We start from the raw sequence: 20,666 nt of genomic DNA, 5'->3' as shown, positions 1-20,666 counted from the left end.
CAGGCGGGGGCAGGAAATGGGACAAGCGCTTCGCAGCCGGCTGACCGCCCTGCTCGCGCTTGCCCTCCCAGTCCTCGCCGGTCTCGGTTATCTCCAGCTTGCAGGCGCTCCCGCCCACTACCTGCTAATCAACGCCGGCGCGCTTTTGCTCGGCCTGCTGCTAATTGTCTTCGTATCCTCACCCCAGTCGCTGCGCGTGCGGCGCGGGCTCACCATTGCGCTGTTGCTCGCCCTCTTCGTGCCCCTCGCAACCGGACCTTGGGTCGACGGCGTAGCGCGCTGGCTCCCGCTCGGCCCCTTCCGCCTGCACACGGCAGGCCTCCTGGTTCCTGCTGTCCTCGTGCTCGCATTGAGAGACAAGGAATACGCGGCCCCCATCCTGCTGACCGCGATCTTTGCCGGGCTCTCGCAGCCCGACGCGGCCATCGGCTTCGCGATCGTCTTTGCGGCAATCGGCTTTCACGACGTCTCGAAGGACTGGCGCATCGGGCTGGTCACGATCTTCGCCTTCTTCGCCGCAATCGTAATGGCGGTACGCGGCAACCCTCCGCCCCAGCCCTTCGTCGAGCGCGTGCTGGTCGACGCCGGAAGCATCTCTCCGCTGCTCATGGCGGGTCTCTTCATCGCCCTCGCCCTCAGCTTCTTCCTGATCCTGCGCGCGCTATATGCGCCAAAGGCGATACGCTACACGCTCGCGGGAAGCCTGTTCGGTTTCACCATTCTTTCGATCATGAACAACTACCCCAGCGTCCTTATCGGATACGGCGCCGCACCGATCATCGGTTACGGCCTTGCCTTGGGCATGGCCTGCGGGAATCCGCCCGAAGGACCGGAACCGACGGACGTCTAGTCGGGCGCCGCCGCATAATTCTCTGGCTGAATCTGCCATTTAGCCTATCCTCGCTGCCGTCATGCAGGGCTTGGGGAAAGGTGCGGCAGTGCGCGGGACGGCGATCTTCGGTATCGTGCTCGCTTTAGCGGCTTGCGCGAAGAAGGAAGCCGAGCCGCCACCGCGCGCAGACGATCCGGTAGAATTCGAAAGCGGCATCAGCCAGCTTTCCGCTCCCGTAGTAATCTCCTTGTCAGACGTCCGGAGCGAGCTTGAACGCGAGCTTCCCCGAAGGCTATTCTCCCTATCGCAGGAAGAGGCGGTCTGCGTAGCGCCCGAGAAGCTCCGCATTGCGTTCATCCGTCTCAAGACGCCAGAGATCGATTGCGACATTCGTGGACACGCCGACCGCGGGCGCTTGCAGGTCAGCGGCCGCGGCGAGGTCTTCACGGTTACGATGCCGGTGACGGCGGTCGTCCGCGCGAGCGATATTGGCAATATCCTGAAGAACGAGACTGCTTCCGCCCGCGCCCGTGTCCATGCAGATGTGAGGCTCGATGTTGCCGATGAATGGCAGCCAAGCGCCACGGTTTCCATCCGCTATGAGTGGATTGACGCGCCTCATATCGACTTCCTTGGACGGCGCATCGACCTGCGGGAGCATGCGGACGAGAAGCTGGCACCGATTGTCGGGCGTATCGAAGCGCTGCTCGAACGCCGCGTCGCGAATTTCGGTCTTCGCGAGCGCATGGAACCGCTGTGGGAACAGAGCTTCACTGTGGTCGAACTGAACCGGGAGAACCCGGCCGTATGGATGCAGGTCGAGCCGAGAGCACTGAGATACGGCGGTTACGAAGTCTCGGGCGAGATGATCACGCTCAAGCTTGCAATGGACGCGCTCACCACCACGGCCGTCGGAATGAAACCGCAGCGACCAGCGCCTGTGCCATTGCCCCAAGGCAGCCCCTGGCTCGAAGATTCGGGAACCCTGGCGCTCACGGTACCGGTCATTGCCAACTATGCCGTACTCGAACCGGTCATTCTCAGCGCTCTGGAAAAACGCGCACAGCGTCCTTTCGAAATTCCAGGCCTTGCGCCGGTCGAGGCGACTTTCGCGAACATAAGGGTCTACGGCACGACCGGCGGCAGGATAGCAGTCGGAGCCGATATCGAGGCGCGCCTGGCGGGTTCGGAATCGCTCGAGGCGGACGGAACGGTCTGGATCACCGCCCTGCCCCGCAATTCGGCCAATTCGCGCAAGGTCGAATTCGCCGAGCTCGACATTCACGGCGTCACGAGCTCGCTCCCGACCGAATTGCTGCTGAGGATCGCGCGATCACCGGCCTATCGCGCAACCATAGCAAATGCCCTGACACAGAATTTCGAGAATGATTTCGAAGACCTGCTGGCGAAAATCGACACGGCCCTCAAAGACAAGCGCGTCGGCAACGTGGTGCTCGACGCCAGTATCGAGAACGTCGAAACGGGCCAGCTTAAGGCTTCCGGCGCCGGCCTTTATCTTCCAGTCGAGGCGACCGCAGAGGCGGCCCTGACCTACGACCCGCGGTAGTCCCTCGCCTTGCTTTCGGCGCTGTTTGCGCCAGACTGCGCGGAGAGAGGGGAATCGATTGGCTTATCCGAAACTGACCGACCAGCCCGGAGCGCTCGAGCTGGCCAAGAGCATAGCGGCAGGCGAGCTTTCGCCGCTCGAAGCAGTCGACGATGCGATCGCGCGGATCGAGCATCTCGATGCGCATATCGATGCCGTGGTCGTTTGCGACTTCGACCGCGCGCGCGATGCGGCAAAGGCACTCGGCAAGCCGTCCAAGGATCAGCCGCTGTTCGGCGTGCCGATGACGATCAAGGAAAGCTTCGACATTGCCGGCCTGCCTACGTGCTGGGGGCACGAGGCGCACAAGGACAATATCGCACGCCGCGATCTCGCTGGTGGTCCGCAAGCTCAAACAGGCGGGCGTCGTCTTTCTCGGCAAGACCAATGTTCCGCCCGACCTCGCCGACTGGCAATCGGCCAACCCCGTCTATGGCCGGACGCATAATCCGCACGATCACGAGCGCTCGCCCGGTGGCTCGTCAGGCGGATCGGCAGCTGCAGTGGCAGCAGGCATGGTCCCGTGCGAGTTCGGGACCGACATCGGCGGCTCGGTTCGCGTACCTGCGCATTTCTGCGGGGTCTGGGGCCACAAGACGAGCTGGGGTCTGATCAGCAAGGAAGGTCATGACCATCCGCTCATGGCGGGGCGCGGGGCGCATGACGGGGCGCTCTCCATCGCGGGGCCGCTTGCACGCAACGCGCAGGATCTTGCCGCGCTGCTTCGCATCACTGCCAGCCTGCCGCTGGTGGAACCGAAGAAGGCGCTGCGCGATGCGCGCGTCCTCATGATCGTCGACCATCCCGACTGCCCGACCTCCGATGCCGTACGAGGGCCGATGGAGGCAGCGGCAGAGGCGCTGGAGGCCGCAGGTGTCCGTGTCGACCGACAGAGCGCACTTGTCCCCGACCTCAAGACACAGCACGCCGACTATATGCGCATGCTGAACGTCGCGATGGCGCGCGGTGCTCCGTCGAAGGACGGCAAGCGCGCGGGCGCGACCGACTGGTTCGACATGCTCGACCAGCAGGCTCGCAACGAGATGGCCTGGGCCGTGCTGTTCGAGGAGTACGATTTCGTCCTCGCCCCGCCCGCTCCCGTTCTCGCCGTACCGCACAGCAAGACGCGCGTCTTCGACGGCATGATCGATATTGACGGCACCGACGTGCCGGGCGCTGCGGGCCTTTGCTGGGCCGGTATTGCGACCTATCCCAACCTTCCCGCGACAGTCCTGCCGATTGGCGGGACCGGGGGCCTGCCCTGCGGAATGCAGGTGATGGGACAGCGCTGGAGCGATCTGGCCTGCATCGCGGCTGCGGATGAAATCGGGCAGGTGTTGCACTCCTGAACGCCATTGCTCAATGCTCGCTCGCAAGGTTCGGGAGCAAATGAATGGCGCACCAGCGCATGATGCAACGATACGCCAAGTGGCACATCTGGCTTGGCTGGTTGATAGGTTTTCCCATCCTGATGTGGACCGTCACCGGCCTCATCATGGTGATCAAGCCCATCGAGGAAGTGCGCGGGAACCACCTGCGCATCCCCGTGCAGGAAGAGGCGCTGCCGAAGGATACCAATATCTCCGTCTCGCTTCCTTCGGAAAGCACCGCCCCGGTGCGCTCGGTCGCAACGCAGGTCGAGCGCGGCGAGACTGTCACGCGCATCACCTATATGGACGGGACCAGCGAACGCTTCCGCGCGAACGGCAAGAAGATGTCGCCGCTCTCCGAAATCGAAGCGCGCATGATCGTCGAGAGCGGAATTGTCGGCGGTGACAAGGTGGTGAGCGCAACGCGCTTCGATGCCGAGAACGTCCCCTTCGATTTCCGCCGCCCGATGCCGGTCTGGCAGGTCGCGCTCGAGGACGGGACGCATGTCTATGTCGGAACCGAAACGGGGCGGATCGAGGCCGTGCGCACCGAATGGTGGCGGACCTTCGATTTCGTCTGGGGTCTGCACATCATGGATCTCCAGACCCGTGAAGACACCAGCCATCCGATCCTGATCCTGTTTGCGGGCCTCGGCGTCCTCGGATCGCTACTCGGCTGCATCCTGATGTTCCGCCGGCGCAAGGCGAAAGTGCAGGTCCCGGCTTGAACGAGACGATCCTCACCCCCGTGCTCGACTGGCTCGATCTTGCGGGCGTGGCGATCTTCGCGCTGACCGGAGCACTGGTTGCGGCCAAGGAGAAGCAAACGCTCGTCACCCTTGTGTTCTTCGCGCTGATTACGGGCGTCGGTGGCGGCTCTATCCGCGACCTGCTGATCGGTGCGCCGGTCTTCTGGATCACCGATGGTTGGGTGGCCGTGGTGTGCCTAGCCGTCGCGCTGTTCGCCTGGTTCACACCGACGCGCTGGTGGGAAGGACGTTTCCTGTCGATCGCCGACGGGCTCGGCCTTGCGGCCTACGCAGTGCTCGGCTCGGCCAAGGCGCTGGAATACGGCGTGCCGGTCGTGCCGGCGATCCTTATGGGCGTGATTACGGGCACTGCGGGCGGCATCATCCGCGACGTGCTTGCCGGACGGCCCTCGATCCTGATGCGGCCCGAACTTTACGTCACCGCCGCAGCGCTGTCGGCCAGCCTTACCGTGCTTGGTTCGATGATCGACCTGGAACGCTGGTGGGTATGGATCGCGGCGACAGTGGCAGGCTTCGGCCTCCGGCTCGCCGCAATCCACTGGAACCTTGGCCTGCCCTCCTACGGGGAGCGCGAGGCCGGTAGCGATCAGGCGCCCGGGTAACCGGTCCCGATTTCGAGGTCGCCGTCGACCTCGTCCTCACCTGCGATCGGCCCGCCCGGATAGGCTGATTGGGCATCGCCCGCATCCGCAGCAATGCCGCCATCGATGCGCGCACGCTCGGCCGCGTAGCGATCATCGCCCCACTGCCGATCCTCGACATCCGCACGGGCGAAATCGTCATCCAGGTCCTCGTCGCCGGGAACGTAGCGGGCATCGCGTTCGCCATAGTCGATGTCGCGGATGCGGCCGTTCTCGCCGATGCTGCAGGTGAACGCATCGCCGTTGAAGATTGTACCCTCGACCTGCCAGCCACGCGCGGTGCGATCCACGCGGTCCACCGTCTCGACCCGCGTATCGCGTTCGACCCGATCGATGCACATGCGCACCGCACGGTCGATCCCGCGGCCATCGTCATAGCGGACGTCGTCACGGCGATAGTCGCGATAATCACGATCCCGATATTCGCGGTCGCGATAATCACGGTCCCGGTCGCGGCGGCTCGCACGGTCGGCGGCAGCGGCGATCGCACCGATGATCAGCACGCCTGCGATCACGTCGCCCGCGTCTGGTCCGCGGCGATAGCGGTAACGCCGGTAGCGGCGGTGTTCCGCGGTCTGCGAGTTCTCGATATCGAATACCGGAGCCGCGTCTGCATGCGCCGGTGCGGTGCGGACGAGCTGCGGCAATTCGGCTGCCGAGGCGGAGGTCAAGGTCATGGAGAAAGCTGCCAGCAAGGCAGGTGCTGCGGCGAGAGTCTTGATTTGCGGCATGGGCCGGTCCCTGTCTGTCACCCGCACCCCCACCTGGCGCGAGTCGTGTCACAATGCGTCCCCCGTGCGCTCCGCGGCATGTAGCGTAGCTGAACCACGCACGAAAAAGCGGCCCGGAGATGTGGTCCGGGCCGCCCGTGACGACTGTGAATGTCGCTAGATGATGGAATTAGCGGAGGCCGCGAATTCCCCTGAAATCGACCTGGGCACCACGGCCCCGCTCGACGTAGCAGGTGAACTTGCCGCTATCGCGGTCGCGGTAGCCGCGACGATCATAGCGACGGTCGTAGCGATCATAACCGCCCCAGCCACGATTACCTTCGACAACCATGCGGCCCTTGACCCTCCAGCCATAGCGCGTGTCGTCCACGTCGCGGATGTCGGTCACCTGGGCGAAGCGGTAGCCGCTGCGGTGCGCGATGCGCTCGGCCTTGCGGATACAGCGTTCGACAGCGCGGCGCGGATTTCCGCGCTGGCGATAGGCGTCACGGCGGTAGTCGCGGCCGTCGCGATAGTGGCGACCATCGCGGTAATAGCGGCCGTCGCGGTAGTAATCGCGGTCCTTGCTCGCCGCATTGGCGATTGCGGCAATACCGCCGATGATCACGGCACCGGCGATCACGTCGCCAACAGAAATGCCGTCATCGTCGCGGTCACCTGCATATGCGGGGGTAGCTCCTGCCAGCGCCATTGCGCCTACTGCTGCGGTTGCGATCCCACCTTTCGCAAAAGCCTTTGTCTTGATGTTCATGTGAGGCTCTCCTCAAATTCGACCGCGGCGGGATTGCCTCGGTTGATTGAGGTTCTAGGCGAGTCGCTCTGAGGTGACGCTGAATCTGGATTACAGGCGACGTTCAGATAAGGTGCGAGTTTTCTGAATGTCTATTCTGCAATAGATTCAAGAACATCGCGCGTGAACGATGCAATATCGAAGCGCGAACCTGCAGGATCTTCACCCCTTCTGACGATCACGACGTTCAGACTCGGGACGATGACTATGAACTGTCCGCGATTGCCCATGGCGGCGAAAGTGTCGGTCGGGATGCCCTCGGACTTGTTGAACAGCCAGAACCCAGCGCCATAGCCGAAAGGGCCGTCCGGCTGCGGGCCGGATGGAGTGGAGACGTAGTCAGCCCAGTCCGCCGGAAGGACGCGCTCCCCGTTCGGGAGGATGCCGTCGTTGAGATAGAGGTTGCCGATCCGCGCTAGATCGCGTGCCGTCGACCAGACTTGGCTCGAAAGGATGTAATTCCCCTTCCAGTCGGTCTCGGCGACCGTGTGGTGCATCCCCAGCTTGGCAAACAAGTCGGAGGGCGGGTTCTCGTCGAAGCCCTCGGAGATGGCCTGCACCGCGGCGAGCGTATCGTTGTTGGCATAGCGGAAGACAGTGCCGGGCGTATTCACCAGCGGCCAATCGAGCGCGACCTCGGTCACGGTGGCGCCGCCGAAGTAGAGCGCGTCGGTCCGGTTGCCCGGAGTATCCGAATAGCGACCGCTCGCCATCCGTATGGCATCGTCGATCGAGATCGTGTGACGCGGATCGCCCAGCTTGCCGAAGCCGAGACCGGCGCTGTCGTTCACATCGACCTCGCCGCGATGCACGGCCGCGCCCAGAAGCGTTGCGGCGATGCTCTTGGCCACCGACCACGTCCGTTGCGGGACATTCCACCCGAAGTCGGGGTGGTACATCTCGACAAGCCCCGCTCGATCTCGCTGTACGATCACTGCCGTCGTCCGCGTTCCCTCACCATAAGGGGAATCGAGTTCGAATGCAGAAGCGGCGATATCGCAAAGCCGGTGGCACGTGCTTACCTCCAAGATATCCTGGTCTCGGTCATCTGTAAGCGCCGCTTGCGAAACCTCCTGCGGCGGTATGAAAGGTATCTGCGGGCCGCCCATGGCGGTCAGGAAGCAGCCCTTCTCGTTGTTGTGCATGGCGGTGCGTGGAGCCATCTCCTCGTCCCACCAGACACGAACCGAATGCACCAGTTCCTGTCCATCGAAGAGCGGCTTCCGGTCGATCGAATAGCGCAGCTCGCCCACGATCCCGTCGAACGGCGACTGGATGCCGCCCAACTCCCACTTCTCGACGCTCTCCGGCGTGCGGGTCGCAGCGTTTCTTTCGGCATTGAAGACCGCACCGCACAGGAACAGCGCCTTGTAGCCTGCCGCTAGTGCACGGTCATAGCGTGCATCGATCTGGTCTTGGGTGGTCGATTGGGCGAGCGCCGGCGTGGCGGCGAGCAGCGCGGTTGCTGCGAGGGCGGTCCTGATCATGCGGCGGAGGATTGCAGCGCCTCGGCCCCCAAGTCAAAGCCTGCCACGTCGCCATCCATCCAGTGCTCCATGCCGAGAGCCTCCATGTCGGGCAGGAAATCAGCAAGGTCGAGCAATCCCGAGCAGACGTGCGCGCCTGCCCCCGGGCCGCTCTCATCGCGAAAGCGGCGTATCATGGCCAGTGCGGCCAGCGTCGGAACATATGGCCCGCGATTGGCATCGGCGCGCAGCGTCCAGAGCCTTTCGGCATGCTCGCCGGAACGCCCCTCGCCGCTTGCCCTTACCGTCATGGCACCGCGATCGGAACCGACGAGGCGGACAAGCTCCGCCAGTTTGAGCATCGGAAGAGCAAAGGGTTGCAAGCTCTTCAGCCACCCCCAACGCACGGGCAACGAGCAGAGCCACAACCCGACATGGAGCAGGCCAAGTTCCAGCCCGGCGAAGAACTCAGCCGACTGGCGCGGCCTGTATCGGGCCACCAGCAAATCCTGCTCGGGCGTGTCGCAGACCGAGGCCCAGCGCTTGCCGATCCGCGGGATGTCTTCACGGTGGAGACCGCCCCACCCGGGAATCTCCTGCCATTCGCCGCCACGGAACACGTGCACGGGCTTGCCGACATAGGAGAGGATGGCTTCCACCACCGAACGGCCACGCGGGGCGCGATTGCCGGGATATATCCCGATGCGGATACTATCGATCGCGCTCCAGCCCTTCGTGAGTTCGTCGAGAACCGCATGGCTGAGCGCAGGAATCGAGCTTGCGCCCGTCACCAGCGAAACACCGGCCTCCCGCGCTTCCGTGTCGAACTGCGGGAAGCGGGCGATGAAATCGCGTCCGTCGGCCAAGTCGACATAGTGGACACGCGCGCCGATGGCGGCATCGATCAGCTTCGTGTGCGAGGACTGGAACGGTCCGGCGGCATCGATCACGAGGTCGAAGCCGACAAGATCGACCGACTTCACGCGGTCGCGGTCGATCCGGGCCAGCCCGACCTTGCACGGAAGGGAGGCGGCGAGCGCTTCCAGCTTGCGCAAATTGCGCGCGGCTAGCGTCAGGCGGACGCCCTCCTCGCATGCAGCGAGCTCGGCAAGGCGCGAGCCGAAGACGCCGCTTGCGCCGACCAGTAGTACCTTGAGCGGGTCAGCCATCACGGAACACTCCCGACTGGTAGACCATCTCGCCAAGCAATGGGTGGACCAGCTGCAACGAGAACTCGAAGCTCCCCTCGCCCAGGTCGCGGTGGCGAACCACCGTCCGGCCCGGCCCGATCCAGTGCGGCAGGCGCAGGCGAACAGAGCCGATATCGAGGAAGTAGTGATCGCTCCTAAATTCGAGGCCGTCCTCGATCGCCACCACCTTGAGCGCCATGCCTATCCCGCGCCCGAGATATTCCTCGAGCCCCGACTTACCAGCGAAGCGCTTGGCGCTGTGGATCACCTGCGGGAAGCCGCGCTTGCGGCCGTAAATCCTCGTCCAGCATTGGCCGCCGCTCGCTCCGTCCTCGCTGACAGAAACCGTGGCCGGCACGCCCTTGTCTGCATGGAGAGGCAGCGGTGCGCCGATCACGCGGCACAGTTGCGCCAAAAGCCATCCAGCGCGGCTGAAGCGGACTTCCTCGATAATGCCGGGGTAGATCGCGACCCTCGCCTCTGCGAGGCGCTTCGAAAAGCGCTTCTGCACCGCGAGGGGCAAACCATACCAAGCCTCTTCGCCGACGAGGGCCCGGAAGCGCGTGTCGTAGGCCTCGCCGCCCCTAGGTGGCTCGATCCTTCCGACTTGCTGCAGCTGCGCCTGCATTGCACTTCCCCTTTGTTGCCCCTTTGACGGGGTCGCTATTTCTTACCCTTGCCGGGCCTCCATCCGATGACCTTCACGATGCCAGACCCCATGGCGATGAGCGTCATGAGGGCCCCCTTGGGCACGCTGAGCATCTCGTCGTGCCAGCGCGACATCGTGGAGACGAATTCGAGCATGTCGGCGAGCTTCTGGCGCGCCTGCGGGCTGATCTTGGGATCATTCGCCGCTTCCTCGTTGCAAAGCTTGAGCGCGGCCTCGGCGGGATCGATCTCGCGCTCCTTGCGGCCCTTGGCGATGCGCGTCGCCATTTCCCAGATATCGGCTTCGGCCGTGAAGTGATCACGCCGCTCGCCCAGTACGGGCACGCGCTCGATCAGCTTCCACGAGAGCAGCTCGCGGATCGAGTTCGACACGTTCGAACGTGCGAGGCCGAGCGTGGCGGCGACCTGTTCGGCATTGAGCGGCTCGTCGGAGATGAACAACAAAGCGTGGATCTGCGCCACAGAGCGGTTCACGCCCCACTGGCTGCCGAGATCACCCCAATGCAGCACGAAGCGTGCAATCGATGGCGACAACTCGATTCTGTCACGCTTTTCTGTCATGACAGAAATGTCTGCCTAAACGAGCGAAGAGTCAAGCGGATAAACAAAAAGGCCGGAGGATTTCTCCCCCGGCCTTTCAGTGTCTCGGTATGGAGCCGCGGCTTACGCGTCTTCCATTTCCTCGTCGTTCATGACGGGGCCGCTGTCCTGGCCCTTGGCGTCGACGTCGCGGTCGACGAATTCGATCACGGCCATGGCGGCTGCGTCGCTGTCACGGTAGCCGGCCTTGATGACGCGGGTGTAACCGCCGTCACGGTCCGAATAACGCTCTGCCAGAACGTCGAAGAGCTTCTTGAGCTGCGTTTCGTCCTGAAGCTTGCTCATGGCAAGACGACGGTTCGAAAGACCGCCACGCTTTGCGAGCGTGATCAGCTTTTCGATGTAGGGACGGAGTTCCTTGGCCTTCGCCTGGGTGGTGAGGATCTGCTCGTGCTTGATGAGCGCGGCGCTCATGTTGCGGAACAGGGCCTTGCGGTGGCCAGTCTTACGCTGAAGCTTACGGCCTGCAATTTTATGACGCATTGTATTTCCTTCTTCGTTCGAAAAGGGCCCGTTCTAGGTAGCCCAGTGCTGGCGGCGGTTAGGGCCCGCCGCCGTTGCCCGGATTAGCCGAGAAGTTCCTGTTCGAGCTTCTTGGCCATTTCTTCGATGTTCTCCGGCGGCCAACCCGGGATGTCCATGCCGAGGCGCAGACCCATCGAGCTCAGGACTTCCTTGATCTCGTTGAGCGACTTGCGGCCGAAGTTCGGCGTACGGAGCATCTCGGCCTCGGTCTTCTGGACCAGGTCGCCGATGTAGATGATGTTGTCGTTCTTGAGGCAGTTTGCCGAACGGACCGACAGTTCCAGCTCGTCGACCTTCTTGAGGAGGTAACGGTTGAGCTGGTTGGTGTCGCTTTCCTGCGGCTCTGCAGCTTGGCCGATCATGGCCGAGCTGGGCTGCGGGATGCCGTCTTCGAAGTGGACGAACAGCGTCAGCTGGTCCTGGAGGATGCGCGCAGCATAGGCAACGGCGTCTTCCGGGGTGACGGTGCCATCGGTTTCGATGGTCAGCGAGAGCTTGTCGTAGTCCAGTTCCTGGCCAACGCGGGCGTTCTCGACCTTGTAGCTCACCTGGCGAACCGGCGAGTACAGGCTGTCGACCGGGATGAGGCCGATCGGCGCATCGGCCGGACGGTTCATCACTGCCGGGCGGTAGCCCTTACCGGTGTCGGCGGTCAGCTCCATGTTGAGCGTGGCGCCTTCGTCGAGGTGACAGATCACGAGGTCCTTGTTCATGACCTCGATGTCGCCCGAAACAGCGATATCGCCAGCCTTCACTTCGCCCGGGCCGGTAGCCGAGAGCTGGAGGCGCTTCATGCCTTCACCTTCCATCTTGAGCGCGATCTGCTTCACGTTCAGGACGATGTCGGTGACGTCCTCGCGCACGCCGGCGAGCGAGGAGAATTCATGCAGCACGTTCTCGATCTTGATCGAGGTGATGGCTGCACCCTGCAGCGAGGACAGGAGAACGCGACGCAGCGCGTTACCGAGCGTCAGGCCGAAGCCGCGCTCGAGCGGTTCTGCAACGAAGGTCGCTTTGCGGTCCTTGTCGCCACCGTCCTTGATGTCGAGGGTGTTGGGTTTCTTGAGTTCCTGCCAGTTCTTGATGTTGACGGACATGGATTTCCCCTGGTGTGGATGCGGGCGGGACCGGAGCTCTTTATCGGAGCGTCCGGTCCGTCGAAGGGTGTCGGTGACCTAGAGAACCCAGGCCACCAGGCAGGTACGGATCAGACGCGGCGACGCTTGGAAGGACGGACCCCGTTGTGCGGGATCGGCGTCACGTCGCGGATCGAAGTGATCGTGAAACCGACTGCAGCGAGACCGCGCAGTGCACTTTCACGGCCCGAGCCCGGGCCCTTCACTTCGACCTCGAGGGTGCGAACGCCGTGTTCGGCGGCCTTGCGGCCTGCGTCGTCGGCGGCAACCTGCGCGGCATAGGGAGTCGACTTGCGGCTGCCCTTGAAGCCCATCATGCCGGCGCTGGACCAGCTGATCGCATTGCCCTGCGCATCGGTGATGGTGATCATGGTGTTGTTGAAGCTAGCGTTGATGTGCGCAACGCCCGAAGAAATGTTCTTCTTGTCGCGGCGCCTAACGCGGCCGGGTTCGCGTGCCATGGTGTTTCTTCCTCTATATTCTCAAGAAGGGAAAAGCGTCGGGAGACCCGAGCTTACTTCTTCTTGCCGGCGATCGGCTTGGCCTTACCCTTGCGGGTGCGGGCGTTGGTGTGGGTGCGCTGGCCGCGAACGGGCAGGCCGGCACGATGGCGAAGGCCGCGATAGGACTTGAGGTCCATCAGGCGCTTGATGTTCATCGCGGTGTTGCGACGAAGGTCGCCTTCGACGGTGTAGTCAGCGTCGATCGTTTCACGGATGCGCAGGACTTCCTCGTCGGACAGGTCCTGGACACGCGCGGTGTGATCGATGCCGAGCTTGTCGGCGATCTCGACGGCCGTGGTACGGCCAATTCCGTGAATATAGGTGAGCGCGATGATAACGCGCTTGTTTGTGGGGATGTTTACCCCGGCAATACGAGCCACTTAATTCTCCATGCTCCACAGGGTCTCTTGAAGCGGGACCCCATCTCAACGCTTTGTTTTCATTGATATTGCGAGAGCGCTGGTAGCGCAAAAAGCCCGGATGGCGTGCACGATGGCTGCCGCCTGCCGGACTTCCCGAAATATCGAATGAAGGGCGCGCTTAGTAGGATCTCGCTGTCAGCGTCAACCTCCAGCGCACGCAAACAGCCGAGGCCGCCCATATGGGCGGTCTCCGATCATGTTCAAGTGGCACACATAGACTGTGGCATCCCGAACGTCAAAATGCGGTTAAACGACGCCGAAGGCGAGCATCGCGTCGGCCACGCGGCGGAATCCTGCAATGTTGGCGCCGCGGACATAGTCGACTGCGCCGTCCTCGCCCTCTCCGCTCTCGACGCATTTGCCGTGGATGTCCTGCATCAGCTCTGTGAGCATGCGGTCGAGCTTCTCATGTTCCCAGCTGACCCGTCCGCTGTTCTGGCTCATCTCGAGGCCGGATACGGCGACACCGCCGGCATTGGCGGCCTTGGCCGGGCCGAACAGGATGCCGGCCTCGCGGAAGCGCTCGGCCGCCTCGGTCGTGCTGGGCATGTTCGCTCCCTCGACCACCGCGAGCACATCGTTGTCGAGCAAGGCCTTCGCACCGTCCTCGTCGAGCTCGTTCTGCGTGGCGCACGGCAGGGCAAGGTCGCATTCGACATGCCAGGGTGCCTTGTCCTCGTGAAATTCGGCGCCCTCGTATTTCTCGGCATACTCGGAGATCCGCCCGCGCTTCTCGGTCTTGAGCGTCTTCACCCAATCGAGCTTTTCCTCGTCGATGCCGTCCGGGTCGTGAATGAAGCCGTCGCTGTCCGAAAGCGTCAGGACCTTAGCGCCCTCGGCAATCAATTTCTCGGCCGCATGGAGCGCGACATTTCCCGAGCCGGAGATTACCGCAGTCTTCCCGTCGAGTTCCTCGTCCTTGCGGGAAAGCATTTCGCGCAGGAAGTAGACGACGCCATAACCGGTCGCCTCGGTGCGCAGCGCTGAGCCGCCATATTCGCTTGCCTTGCCGGTCAGCGCGCCTTCCCAGCGCCCGGTCAGCCGCTTGTACTGTCCGAAGAGGTAGCCGATCTCACGCGAACCCACACCGATGTCGCCTGCAGGCACATCCGTGTCGGGGCCGATATGGCGATAGAGCTCGGTCATGAAGCTCTGGCAGAAACGCATGACCTCGCGGTCGGACTTGCCCTTGGGATTGAAGTTGGAGCCGCCCTTCCCCCCGCCCATCGGCAGGCCGGTGAGCGAATTTTTGAAGGTCTGTTCGAAGGCAAGGAATTTGAGGACGCTTTCGGTGACATTGTCCGAGAAGCGCAAGCCGCCCTTGTAAGGGCCGACGGCATTGTTGTTCTGTACCCGCCACCCGCGCTCTACGCGGATGTTGTGATCGTCATCCTCCCAGCACACCCGGAAGGAGACGATCCGGTCGGGCTCGGCGATCCGGCGAAGGATCTCGCTTTCGTTGTATTCGGGATTGTCCCTCACGAAGGGAATGATGTCCTGCGCCACGTCGCGCACTGCCTGGATGAACTCGTCCTGCCCGGGATTGCGCGAGCGGACACCATCTATGAATGTTTCGAGATCGGGGCAGTGATTGGACAAGGTCATCTCCGGGCTGGTTGGCGCAGCGGAGAATTGGCTCCGCTTTCGCAACCTACGCCCGAGAGGCCTGTTCGTTCATTCGAGAAGCAGGACACTCAGTCCTCTTCTGCTGGCCCATCCTCTTCTTCGGGAGCCTCTTCGGCGGATTCTTCAGGCTCTTCGTCTGACTCCTGCTCTTCGTCTTCCCCGTCGAGCGCGCCAAGATGATCGCGTAAGCCGCGAAGCTGCTGTGTCATCACACCATCGACCGCACCGGCAATCACGTCGATGTCGAAGCCGGTCACGCTGCCGACGTGGTACTCCCAGCCAACCTGCGTGCCTCCATCGATCTTGGTCAGTGTCACCGTCAGGACGCCGGTGGCAGGCACGGCCTGCAACGGACCAAGTTCACCGCGAAGGCGCAATGCCTTGTCGGGCACAGCCTGAACCACCAGCGCGTGCTGCGCGCTGCCGTCGAGCGGGATATCGCCCTCGCCCGGAATCTTCTCACAAAAGCAGCCGCCGGCTGTCGGGACCAGAGTCATGTTGGAAGCATCGGCCGACCAGGTGTGACTGTCGTTCCACCAGTCGCCCGGCTTGATCAGGGCCATCCACGTCTGGCGCGGCGTGGCCGCAACGCGCGCAGTATCCTGCGTGACGAAGCTATCTTCCCCAGTCGAAACCACTTCCGCCGCCGCGGGTGCTGCAGCGGCGACAGCAATCGCGCCAATCAGGAATGCGTGTTTCATCATCGACCTCTCCCCTTCGAGGAGCGGTTCTATGGCCGCGATGGTGGTTTGGAAAGCCTCAGGAAAGGATTGCGTCGATCGCGTGCGTGACTTCGTCGATCCCGCCCATGCCGTCGACACGGCTGACAATGCCGCGTGCTTCATAGCCGGGAAGGATCGGAGCGGTCTCGCTGCGATAGACGTTCATGCGGTGCCGCACGGTTTCTTCCGTATCATCCGGACGGCGCTTGAATTCGGTCGAGCCGCATTCGTCGCAAACGCCTTCGGTCTTCGGCTGCTTGAACGTATCGTGATAGCCAGCGCCGCAATTGCTGCAGGTGAAGCGACCGGTGATGCGCTCGACAAGCGCGTCCTCGTTCACTTCGAGCTCGATCACGTGATCGAGGCTGCGTCCATGCTTGGCGAGGATCTCGTCAAGCTGTTCGGCCTGCGCAGCGGTGCGCGGATAACCGTCGAAGATGGCGCCCACTTCGGGACCCATGTCGGTCAGCTTGGCATCGATCATTGCCGAGACGATGTCGTCGGAAACGAGTGAGCCCGGATCCATGATGTCGGCGACCTTGCGGCCCAGCTCTGTATCGGCCTTGCGGGTTTCACGCAGCATGTCGCCGGTCGAAAGCTGGAGCATGCCGTGATGCTCGACCAGGCGCTGTGCCTGAGTGCCCTTGCCTGCGCCCGGAGGGCCGAGAAGAATTATATCCATCGAAAGAGGTCCCCTTCCTCGATAGCCCTGCCTTAACGCAGGCGGCCCTTCAACTTAGCCTTTTTGATGAGATCGCCGTACTGGTGCGCCAGCAAGTGCGACTGGATCTGGCTGATCGTGTCGACAGTGACGTTCACGACGATGAGCAGGCTGGTACCGCCAAGGAACAGCGGAACGCCGGTCTGCGCGATCATGTATTCGGGCACCACGCAGACGAAGGTCAGGTAGATGGCCCCGATCACGGTGATACGCGTCAGGACATAGTCGAGATATTCTTCGGTCCGCTTGCCAGGACGGATGCCCGGAATGAACCCGCCGTTCTTCTTTAGATTCTGCGCGGTCTCTTCGGGATTGAAGACGACGGCCGTATAGAAGAAGGCGAAGAACATGATACCGATCGCATAGAGCGTCATGTAGAGCGGCTGGCCGTGCTGGAGGTACTGCAGCACGGTGCTGAAGCTACCGCCCACGCCGCCTTCGGGATCAAGCGAGTTGCCGGCGAACTGCGTGATCGTCAGCGGCAGCAGCAGGAGCGAGCTGGCGAAGATCGGCGGGATCACGCCGGCAGTGTTGAGCTTGAGCGGCAGGTGCGAGCGATCAGCCTGCATCATGCCCTTCTGCGTCGCGCGCTTCGGATACTGGACCAGGAGGCGGCGCTGTGCGCGCTCGAAGAAGCTGATCAGCAGGATCAGGCCGACGACCATGGCGATGAAGCCAAGGAGGATGCCGGTGGCGATCGAACCTTCGCTGTAGCCAGACGCCATGTTCGAGACGAAGGTCGGGAACTGGGCGACGATGCCGGCCATGATGATCAGCGAAACGCCGTTACCGATACCGCGGCTGGTGATCTGTTCGCCCAGCCACAGGAGGAACATGGTGCCGCCGACGAGGCTGATGACCGCACCGATGCGGAACATGTAGCCCGGGTCGACCACGGCTGCGATGCCGCTGGAGGCTCCGAAGCTTTCGAGACCTGCGGCGAGGAACCAGCCCTGAATCGTGCACAGGAAGACCGTGCCGTAGCGGGTGTACTGGTTGAGTTTCTGGCGACCGACCGTGCCTTCCTTCTTCAAGGCGGCAAGCGTGGGGTGGAGGGCCGAGGCCATCTGCACCACGATCGAGGCGGTAATGTAGGGCATGACGCCGAGCGCGATGAGACTCATGCGCTCAAGGCTGCCGCCGGTGAACATGTTGAACATGTCGATGATGCCGCCCTGGGTCTGGTCGGCAAGCTGCGTCAGAGCGCGAGCGTTGATACCCGGAAGCGGAACGAAGCTGAGGAAGCGGAAAACGATCAGCGCACCGATGGTGAACCAGATACGCTGCTTGAGCTCCGTGGCTTTGGAGAAAGAGGCGAGGCTGATGTTGCTCGCGAAACTATCGGCGCTTGATGCCATTGGTCGTCTTCGATCCTAGCTTGTCGCCGGCCCGTCCCGGCTTAGACCGGACAGATAGGGAGCGGGATGACCTTTGTCGAACCCCGCTCCCAGATTTCCATCAATTTATTTGGACTTCTTGGCCTTGTTGGCTTCGGTCCGCTTGGCCTTCTTCTCGGCTTCGCTCTCGCCCTTGGCGATCACTTCGACCGAACCGCCAGCCTTCTCGACCGCCTCGATGGCGCCCTTCGAGGCACCGGCGACGATGAACTTGGCCTTGGCCTTGATCTCACCCTTGCCGAGCAGGCGGACGCCGTCCTTGCCGCCACGTGCGAGGCCGGCGGCCTGCAGTGCTGCGTGATCGATGTCCTTCTTGGCGTCGAGCTTCTTCGCATCGATGAACTTCTGGATCATGCCCAGGTTCACTTCGGCATAGTCCTTGCCGAACGGATTGTTGAAGCCGCGCTTCGGCAGGCGCATGTGAAGCGGCATCTGGCCGCCTTCGAAACCCTTGATGGCGACGCCCGAACGGCTCTTCTGGCCCTTCTGGCCGCGGCCGCCGGTCTTGCCCTTGCCCGAGCCGATGCCACGGCCGACACGGATGCGCTCCTTGCGGGCGCCGGGATTGTCGCGGATTTCGTTAAGTTTGATAGTCATGTCTGCACTCGCTTTCGCTTTTGTTCGCGCTGTAAAATGGAAGCGGCCCGCTAAAGCAGCAGGCCGCCCCCGTCAAATTGTCTTTCGCCCGAAGACTTAGTCTTCGACGATCGCCACGAGATGCGGGACCTTGGCGACGGCGCCACGCACCTCGGGGGTGTCCTGGCGTTCGACGACCTTGTGCATCTTGTTCAGGCCGAGACCGATGAGGATCTGGCGCTGACCTTCGGGGCGGCGGATCGGCGAACCGATCTGCTTGATCTTGATGGTTTTCGCTTTGGCCATCTTGATTACTCCACGACTGCCGCGGCGTCGGCTTCAGCCTCTGCCTCGGAAGCACCACCGCGGCCGAGAAGGTCAGCAACCTTCTTGCCACGACGCTGGGCAACCGACTTCGGCGAAGTCTGGTCGGTCAGCGCGTCGAAGGTGGCGCGGATCATGTTGTAGGGGTTCGAGGTGCCGACCGACTTGGTCACCACGTCGGCAACGCCGAGGCTCTCGAACACGGCACGCATCGGACCACCGGCGATAATACCGGTACCCGGAGGCGCCGTACGCACGGTGACCTTGCCTGCACCGAAGCGACCGTTGCCGTCGTGATGGAGGGTGCGGCCCTCCTTCAGCGGAACGCGGATCATCTTCTTGCGAGCAGCGGCCGAAGCCTTCTGGATCGCTTCCGGCACTTCGCGGGCCTTGCCCTTGCCGAAGCCGACACGGCCCGAGCCGTCACCCACGACCACGAGTGCAGCGAAACCGAAGCGCTTACCGCCCTTCACCGTCTTGCTGACGCGGTTGATGTGGACGAGCTTCTCGATGATGCCGTCGTCTTCTTCCTCGCGGCGGTTGTTCCGGCGGTTGTCGCGACCACCACGGCCACGGCCACCGTCACGGTTGCCGCCACGGCCACCACGACCACGACCTTCGCGCTGCTGCGGCTGGCCTTCGGCGCCCTGTGCAGGATCCTGGTTGGCAGCGGCTTCCGAAGGAGTGTCGGCGATTGCCGGCTGCTCGTTCGTCACAGCGGTTTCGGTTTCAGCCGTCACGGCTTCTTCGTTCTTGTTTTCGTCAGCCATCATCAGAACTCCAGCCCGCCTTCACGAGCGGCGTCGGCCAGCGCCTTGACGCGGCCATGGAACAGGAAGCCACCGCGGTCGAAAACGACGGTGGTCACACCGGCCTTCTTGGCAGCAGCAGCGATATCGGCGCCGACCTTCTTGGCGGCATCGACATTCGCGCCCGAGCCCTTTGCACCCAGCGTCGACGCCGAAGCGACGGTCTTGCCGGCTGCATCGTCGATGACCTGCGCGTAGATGTGCTTGCCGGTGCGATGCACCGACAGGCGGGGCTTGCCACCGGCACGGCTACGAAGAGCGGTGCGGACACGGCGACGGCGACGTTCGAAAAGAGAAAGCTTTGCCATCTTACTTCTTCTTCCCTTCCTTGCGGAAGATATACTCGCCGCGATACTTGATACCCTTGCCCTTGTAGGGTTCGGGCTTGCGCCACTTGCGGACATTCGCCGCGAACTGGCCCACGGCCTGCTTGTCGGAACCGCTGATTTCGACGGTGGTCTGGTCCGGGGTCTTCACCTCGATACCTTCCGGAACGTCGAGATCGACGTCGTGCGAGAAGCCGAGCTGAAGCTTGAGCTTCTTGCCCTGGGCCTGTGCACGGTAGCCGACACCATTGATTTCGAGAACCTTGGTGAAACCTTCGGTCACGCCTTCGACCAGGTTCGACACGAGCGTACGCTGCATACCCCAGTGGTTGCGCGCCTGACGCGTGTCGTTGGCCGGAGTGACGGAGATTTCGTCATTCTCGAGCTTGTACTCGACGAGATCCGACAGACCCATCGAAAGGGTACCCTTGGGCCCCTTCACGTTGAGAGTGCCTTCCTCGATCGTGGCAGTGACCCCGCTCGGGATCGCTACCGGCTTCTTGCCGATGCGGCTCATCAGAACACCTCCGCCAGCACTTCGCCGCCGACGTTTTCGGTGCGGGCTTCCGCGTCGGAAAGCACGCCCTTCGGCGTCGAGACGATGGTGATGCCAAGGCCGTTGCGCACGACGGGCAGCTCTTTCGAACCTGCGTAGACGCGGCGGCCGGGCTTGGAGACACGGGCAACGTGCTTGATCGCAGGTTCGCCCTCGAAATACTTCAGTTCGATCCGCAGCGCAGCGTGCTTGCCGCTGTCGTCCTGCGCGTAGCCACGGATGTAGCCTTCACGCTGGAGAACTTCGAGCACGTTCGCACGCAGCTTGGAAGCGGGCGAAAGGACGCTGTCCTTCTTCGCCTGCTGGCCGTTGCGGATACGGGTGAGCATATCACCCAGGGGATCGGTCATAGCCATCT

General features: G+C 62.9%; 26 protein-coding genes. 6 read left to right on the top strand and 20 right to left on the bottom strand.

Annotated elements, in window-relative coordinates; genetic code table 11:
- Nucleotides 1–16 precede the first annotated feature (16 nt).
- The 6 genes from ACZ1G8_RS11905 (at nucleotide 17) to ACZ1G8_RS11880 (ending at nucleotide 5,180) form a co-directional block, all read left to right on the top strand.
- The gene (locus ACZ1G8_RS11905; protein ID WP_472679573.1) at nucleotides 17–850 is read left to right on the top strand and encodes a hypothetical protein; all 834 of its coding nucleotides are present in this window, start codon (nucleotides 17–19) and stop codon (nucleotides 848–850) included.
- Between the two features lie 61 nt (nucleotides 851–911).
- Complete coding sequence (locus ACZ1G8_RS11900; protein ID WP_472679572.1) at nucleotides 912–2,399, top strand: DUF4403 family protein; 1,488 nt, start codon at nucleotides 912–914, stop codon at nucleotides 2,397–2,399.
- 58 nt (nucleotides 2,400–2,457) lie between these two features.
- Entirely contained in the window at nucleotides 2,458–2,886 is a 429-nt protein-coding gene (locus ACZ1G8_RS11895) for an amidase family protein (protein ID WP_472679571.1), read from the top strand.
- Nucleotides 2,777–3,787: an amidase family protein gene (locus ACZ1G8_RS11890; protein ID WP_472679570.1), complete on the top strand. Its 1,011-nt coding sequence runs from the start codon at nucleotides 2,777–2,779 to the stop codon at nucleotides 3,785–3,787. The genes ACZ1G8_RS11895 and ACZ1G8_RS11890 overlap by 110 nt, the downstream gene beginning before the upstream one ends.
- Before the next feature lie 44 nt (nucleotides 3,788–3,831).
- The gene (locus ACZ1G8_RS11885) at nucleotides 3,832–4,536 is read left to right on the top strand and encodes a PepSY domain-containing protein (protein WP_472679569.1); all 705 of its coding nucleotides are present in this window, start codon (nucleotides 3,832–3,834) and stop codon (nucleotides 4,534–4,536) included.
- Nucleotides 4,533–5,180, top strand: a complete 648-nt coding sequence (locus ACZ1G8_RS11880) for a trimeric intracellular cation channel family protein (RefSeq protein ID WP_221553571.1) — start codon at nucleotides 4,533–4,535, stop codon at nucleotides 5,178–5,180. Before ACZ1G8_RS11885 ends, ACZ1G8_RS11880 begins: the two co-directional genes overlap by 4 nt.
- Here the strand turns inward: ACZ1G8_RS11880 and ACZ1G8_RS11875 are convergent.
- From ACZ1G8_RS11875 to rpsH, 20 genes are all read right to left on the bottom strand, one after another.
- On the bottom strand, nucleotides 5,165–5,950 hold the full coding sequence (locus ACZ1G8_RS11875; RefSeq protein ID WP_472679568.1) for a hypothetical protein: 786 nt from the start codon (nucleotides 5,948–5,950) through the stop codon (nucleotides 5,165–5,167). The two genes, ACZ1G8_RS11880 and ACZ1G8_RS11875, sit on opposite strands and share 16 nt — an antisense overlap.
- Before the next feature lie 169 nt (nucleotides 5,951–6,119).
- Nucleotides 6,120–6,701, bottom strand: coding sequence for a hypothetical protein (locus ACZ1G8_RS11870; protein ID WP_472679567.1), 582 nt, complete (start codon nucleotides 6,699–6,701; stop codon nucleotides 6,120–6,122).
- 131 nt (nucleotides 6,702–6,832) lie between these two features.
- Nucleotides 6,833–8,227, bottom strand: coding sequence for a serine hydrolase domain-containing protein (locus tag ACZ1G8_RS11865; protein WP_472679566.1), 1,395 nt, complete (start codon nucleotides 8,225–8,227; stop codon nucleotides 6,833–6,835).
- On the bottom strand, nucleotides 8,224–9,375 hold the full coding sequence (locus tag ACZ1G8_RS11860) for a saccharopine dehydrogenase family protein (RefSeq protein WP_472679565.1): 1,152 nt from the start codon (nucleotides 9,373–9,375) through the stop codon (nucleotides 8,224–8,226). The genes ACZ1G8_RS11865 and ACZ1G8_RS11860 overlap by 4 nt, the downstream gene beginning before the upstream one ends.
- Entirely contained in the window at nucleotides 9,368–10,024 is a 657-nt protein-coding gene (locus ACZ1G8_RS11855) for a DUF4166 domain-containing protein (RefSeq protein WP_472679564.1), read from the bottom strand. The genes ACZ1G8_RS11860 and ACZ1G8_RS11855 overlap by 8 nt, the downstream gene beginning before the upstream one ends.
- A 35-nt stretch (nucleotides 10,025–10,059) precedes the next feature.
- Nucleotides 10,060–10,626, bottom strand: a complete 567-nt coding sequence (locus ACZ1G8_RS11850; RefSeq protein WP_472679563.1) for a GbsR/MarR family transcriptional regulator — start codon at nucleotides 10,624–10,626, stop codon at nucleotides 10,060–10,062.
- Between the two features lie 102 nt (nucleotides 10,627–10,728).
- Nucleotides 10,729–11,148, bottom strand: a complete 420-nt coding sequence (rplQ, locus tag ACZ1G8_RS11845) for a 50S ribosomal protein L17 (protein ID WP_221428645.1) — start codon at nucleotides 11,146–11,148, stop codon at nucleotides 10,729–10,731.
- A gap of 83 nt (nucleotides 11,149–11,231) precedes the next feature.
- Nucleotides 11,232–12,287: a DNA-directed RNA polymerase subunit alpha gene (locus tag ACZ1G8_RS11840; protein WP_221428646.1), complete on the bottom strand. Its 1,056-nt coding sequence runs from the start codon at nucleotides 12,285–12,287 to the stop codon at nucleotides 11,232–11,234.
- Nucleotides 12,288–12,397: 110 nt separating this feature from the next.
- Nucleotides 12,398–12,787: a 30S ribosomal protein S11 gene (gene rpsK / locus ACZ1G8_RS11835; RefSeq protein WP_006831904.1), complete on the bottom strand. Its 390-nt coding sequence runs from the start codon at nucleotides 12,785–12,787 to the stop codon at nucleotides 12,398–12,400.
- Nucleotides 12,788–12,840: 53 nt separating this feature from the next.
- On the bottom strand, nucleotides 12,841–13,209 hold the full coding sequence (gene rpsM / locus ACZ1G8_RS11830) for a 30S ribosomal protein S13 (protein ID WP_221428647.1): 369 nt from the start codon (nucleotides 13,207–13,209) through the stop codon (nucleotides 12,841–12,843).
- Nucleotides 13,210–13,497: 288 nt separating this feature from the next.
- Complete coding sequence (gene gdhA, locus ACZ1G8_RS11825; protein WP_472679562.1) at nucleotides 13,498–14,856, bottom strand: NADP-specific glutamate dehydrogenase; 1,359 nt, start codon at nucleotides 14,854–14,856, stop codon at nucleotides 13,498–13,500.
- Nucleotides 14,857–14,945: 89 nt separating this feature from the next.
- On the bottom strand, nucleotides 14,946–15,581 hold the full coding sequence (locus ACZ1G8_RS11820) for an SRPBCC family protein (RefSeq protein ID WP_472679561.1): 636 nt from the start codon (nucleotides 15,579–15,581) through the stop codon (nucleotides 14,946–14,948).
- Nucleotides 15,582–15,636: 55 nt separating this feature from the next.
- Entirely contained in the window at nucleotides 15,637–16,281 is a 645-nt protein-coding gene (locus tag ACZ1G8_RS11815) for an adenylate kinase (RefSeq protein ID WP_472679560.1), read from the bottom strand.
- 32 nt (nucleotides 16,282–16,313) lie between these two features.
- Entirely contained in the window at nucleotides 16,314–17,678 is a 1,365-nt protein-coding gene (secY, locus tag ACZ1G8_RS11810; RefSeq protein ID WP_244920857.1) for a preprotein translocase subunit SecY, read from the bottom strand.
- A 105-nt stretch (nucleotides 17,679–17,783) separates the two neighbouring features.
- Nucleotides 17,784–18,308 (bottom strand): 50S ribosomal protein L15, encoded by a 525-nt coding sequence (gene rplO, locus ACZ1G8_RS11805; protein ID WP_472681246.1) that lies wholly within the window; start codon nucleotides 18,306–18,308, stop codon nucleotides 17,784–17,786.
- Nucleotides 18,309–18,410: 102 nt separating this feature from the next.
- Complete coding sequence (gene rpmD, locus ACZ1G8_RS11800; protein WP_221428652.1) at nucleotides 18,411–18,599, bottom strand: 50S ribosomal protein L30; 189 nt, start codon at nucleotides 18,597–18,599, stop codon at nucleotides 18,411–18,413.
- 5 nt (nucleotides 18,600–18,604) lie between these two features.
- On the bottom strand, nucleotides 18,605–19,390 hold the full coding sequence (rpsE, locus tag ACZ1G8_RS11795; RefSeq protein ID WP_247710129.1) for a 30S ribosomal protein S5: 786 nt from the start codon (nucleotides 19,388–19,390) through the stop codon (nucleotides 18,605–18,607).
- Complete coding sequence (rplR, locus tag ACZ1G8_RS11790) at nucleotides 19,390–19,734, bottom strand: 50S ribosomal protein L18 (protein ID WP_221428653.1); 345 nt, start codon at nucleotides 19,732–19,734, stop codon at nucleotides 19,390–19,392. The genes rpsE and rplR overlap by 1 nt, the downstream gene beginning before the upstream one ends.
- Nucleotide 19,735: 1 nt before the next feature.
- Nucleotides 19,736–20,269, bottom strand: coding sequence for a 50S ribosomal protein L6 (gene rplF / locus ACZ1G8_RS11785; protein ID WP_472679559.1), 534 nt, complete (start codon nucleotides 20,267–20,269; stop codon nucleotides 19,736–19,738).
- The gene (gene rpsH / locus ACZ1G8_RS11780) at nucleotides 20,269–20,664 is read right to left on the bottom strand and encodes a 30S ribosomal protein S8 (RefSeq protein ID WP_221428655.1); all 396 of its coding nucleotides are present in this window, start codon (nucleotides 20,662–20,664) and stop codon (nucleotides 20,269–20,271) included. The genes rplF and rpsH overlap by 1 nt, the downstream gene beginning before the upstream one ends.
- Between the last annotated feature and the right edge of the window lie 2 nt (nucleotides 20,665–20,666).

Source organism: Qipengyuania sp. BR81-2, from assembly GCF_055693895.1.
This window is presented reverse-complemented; position numbering and strand designations above follow the sequence as displayed.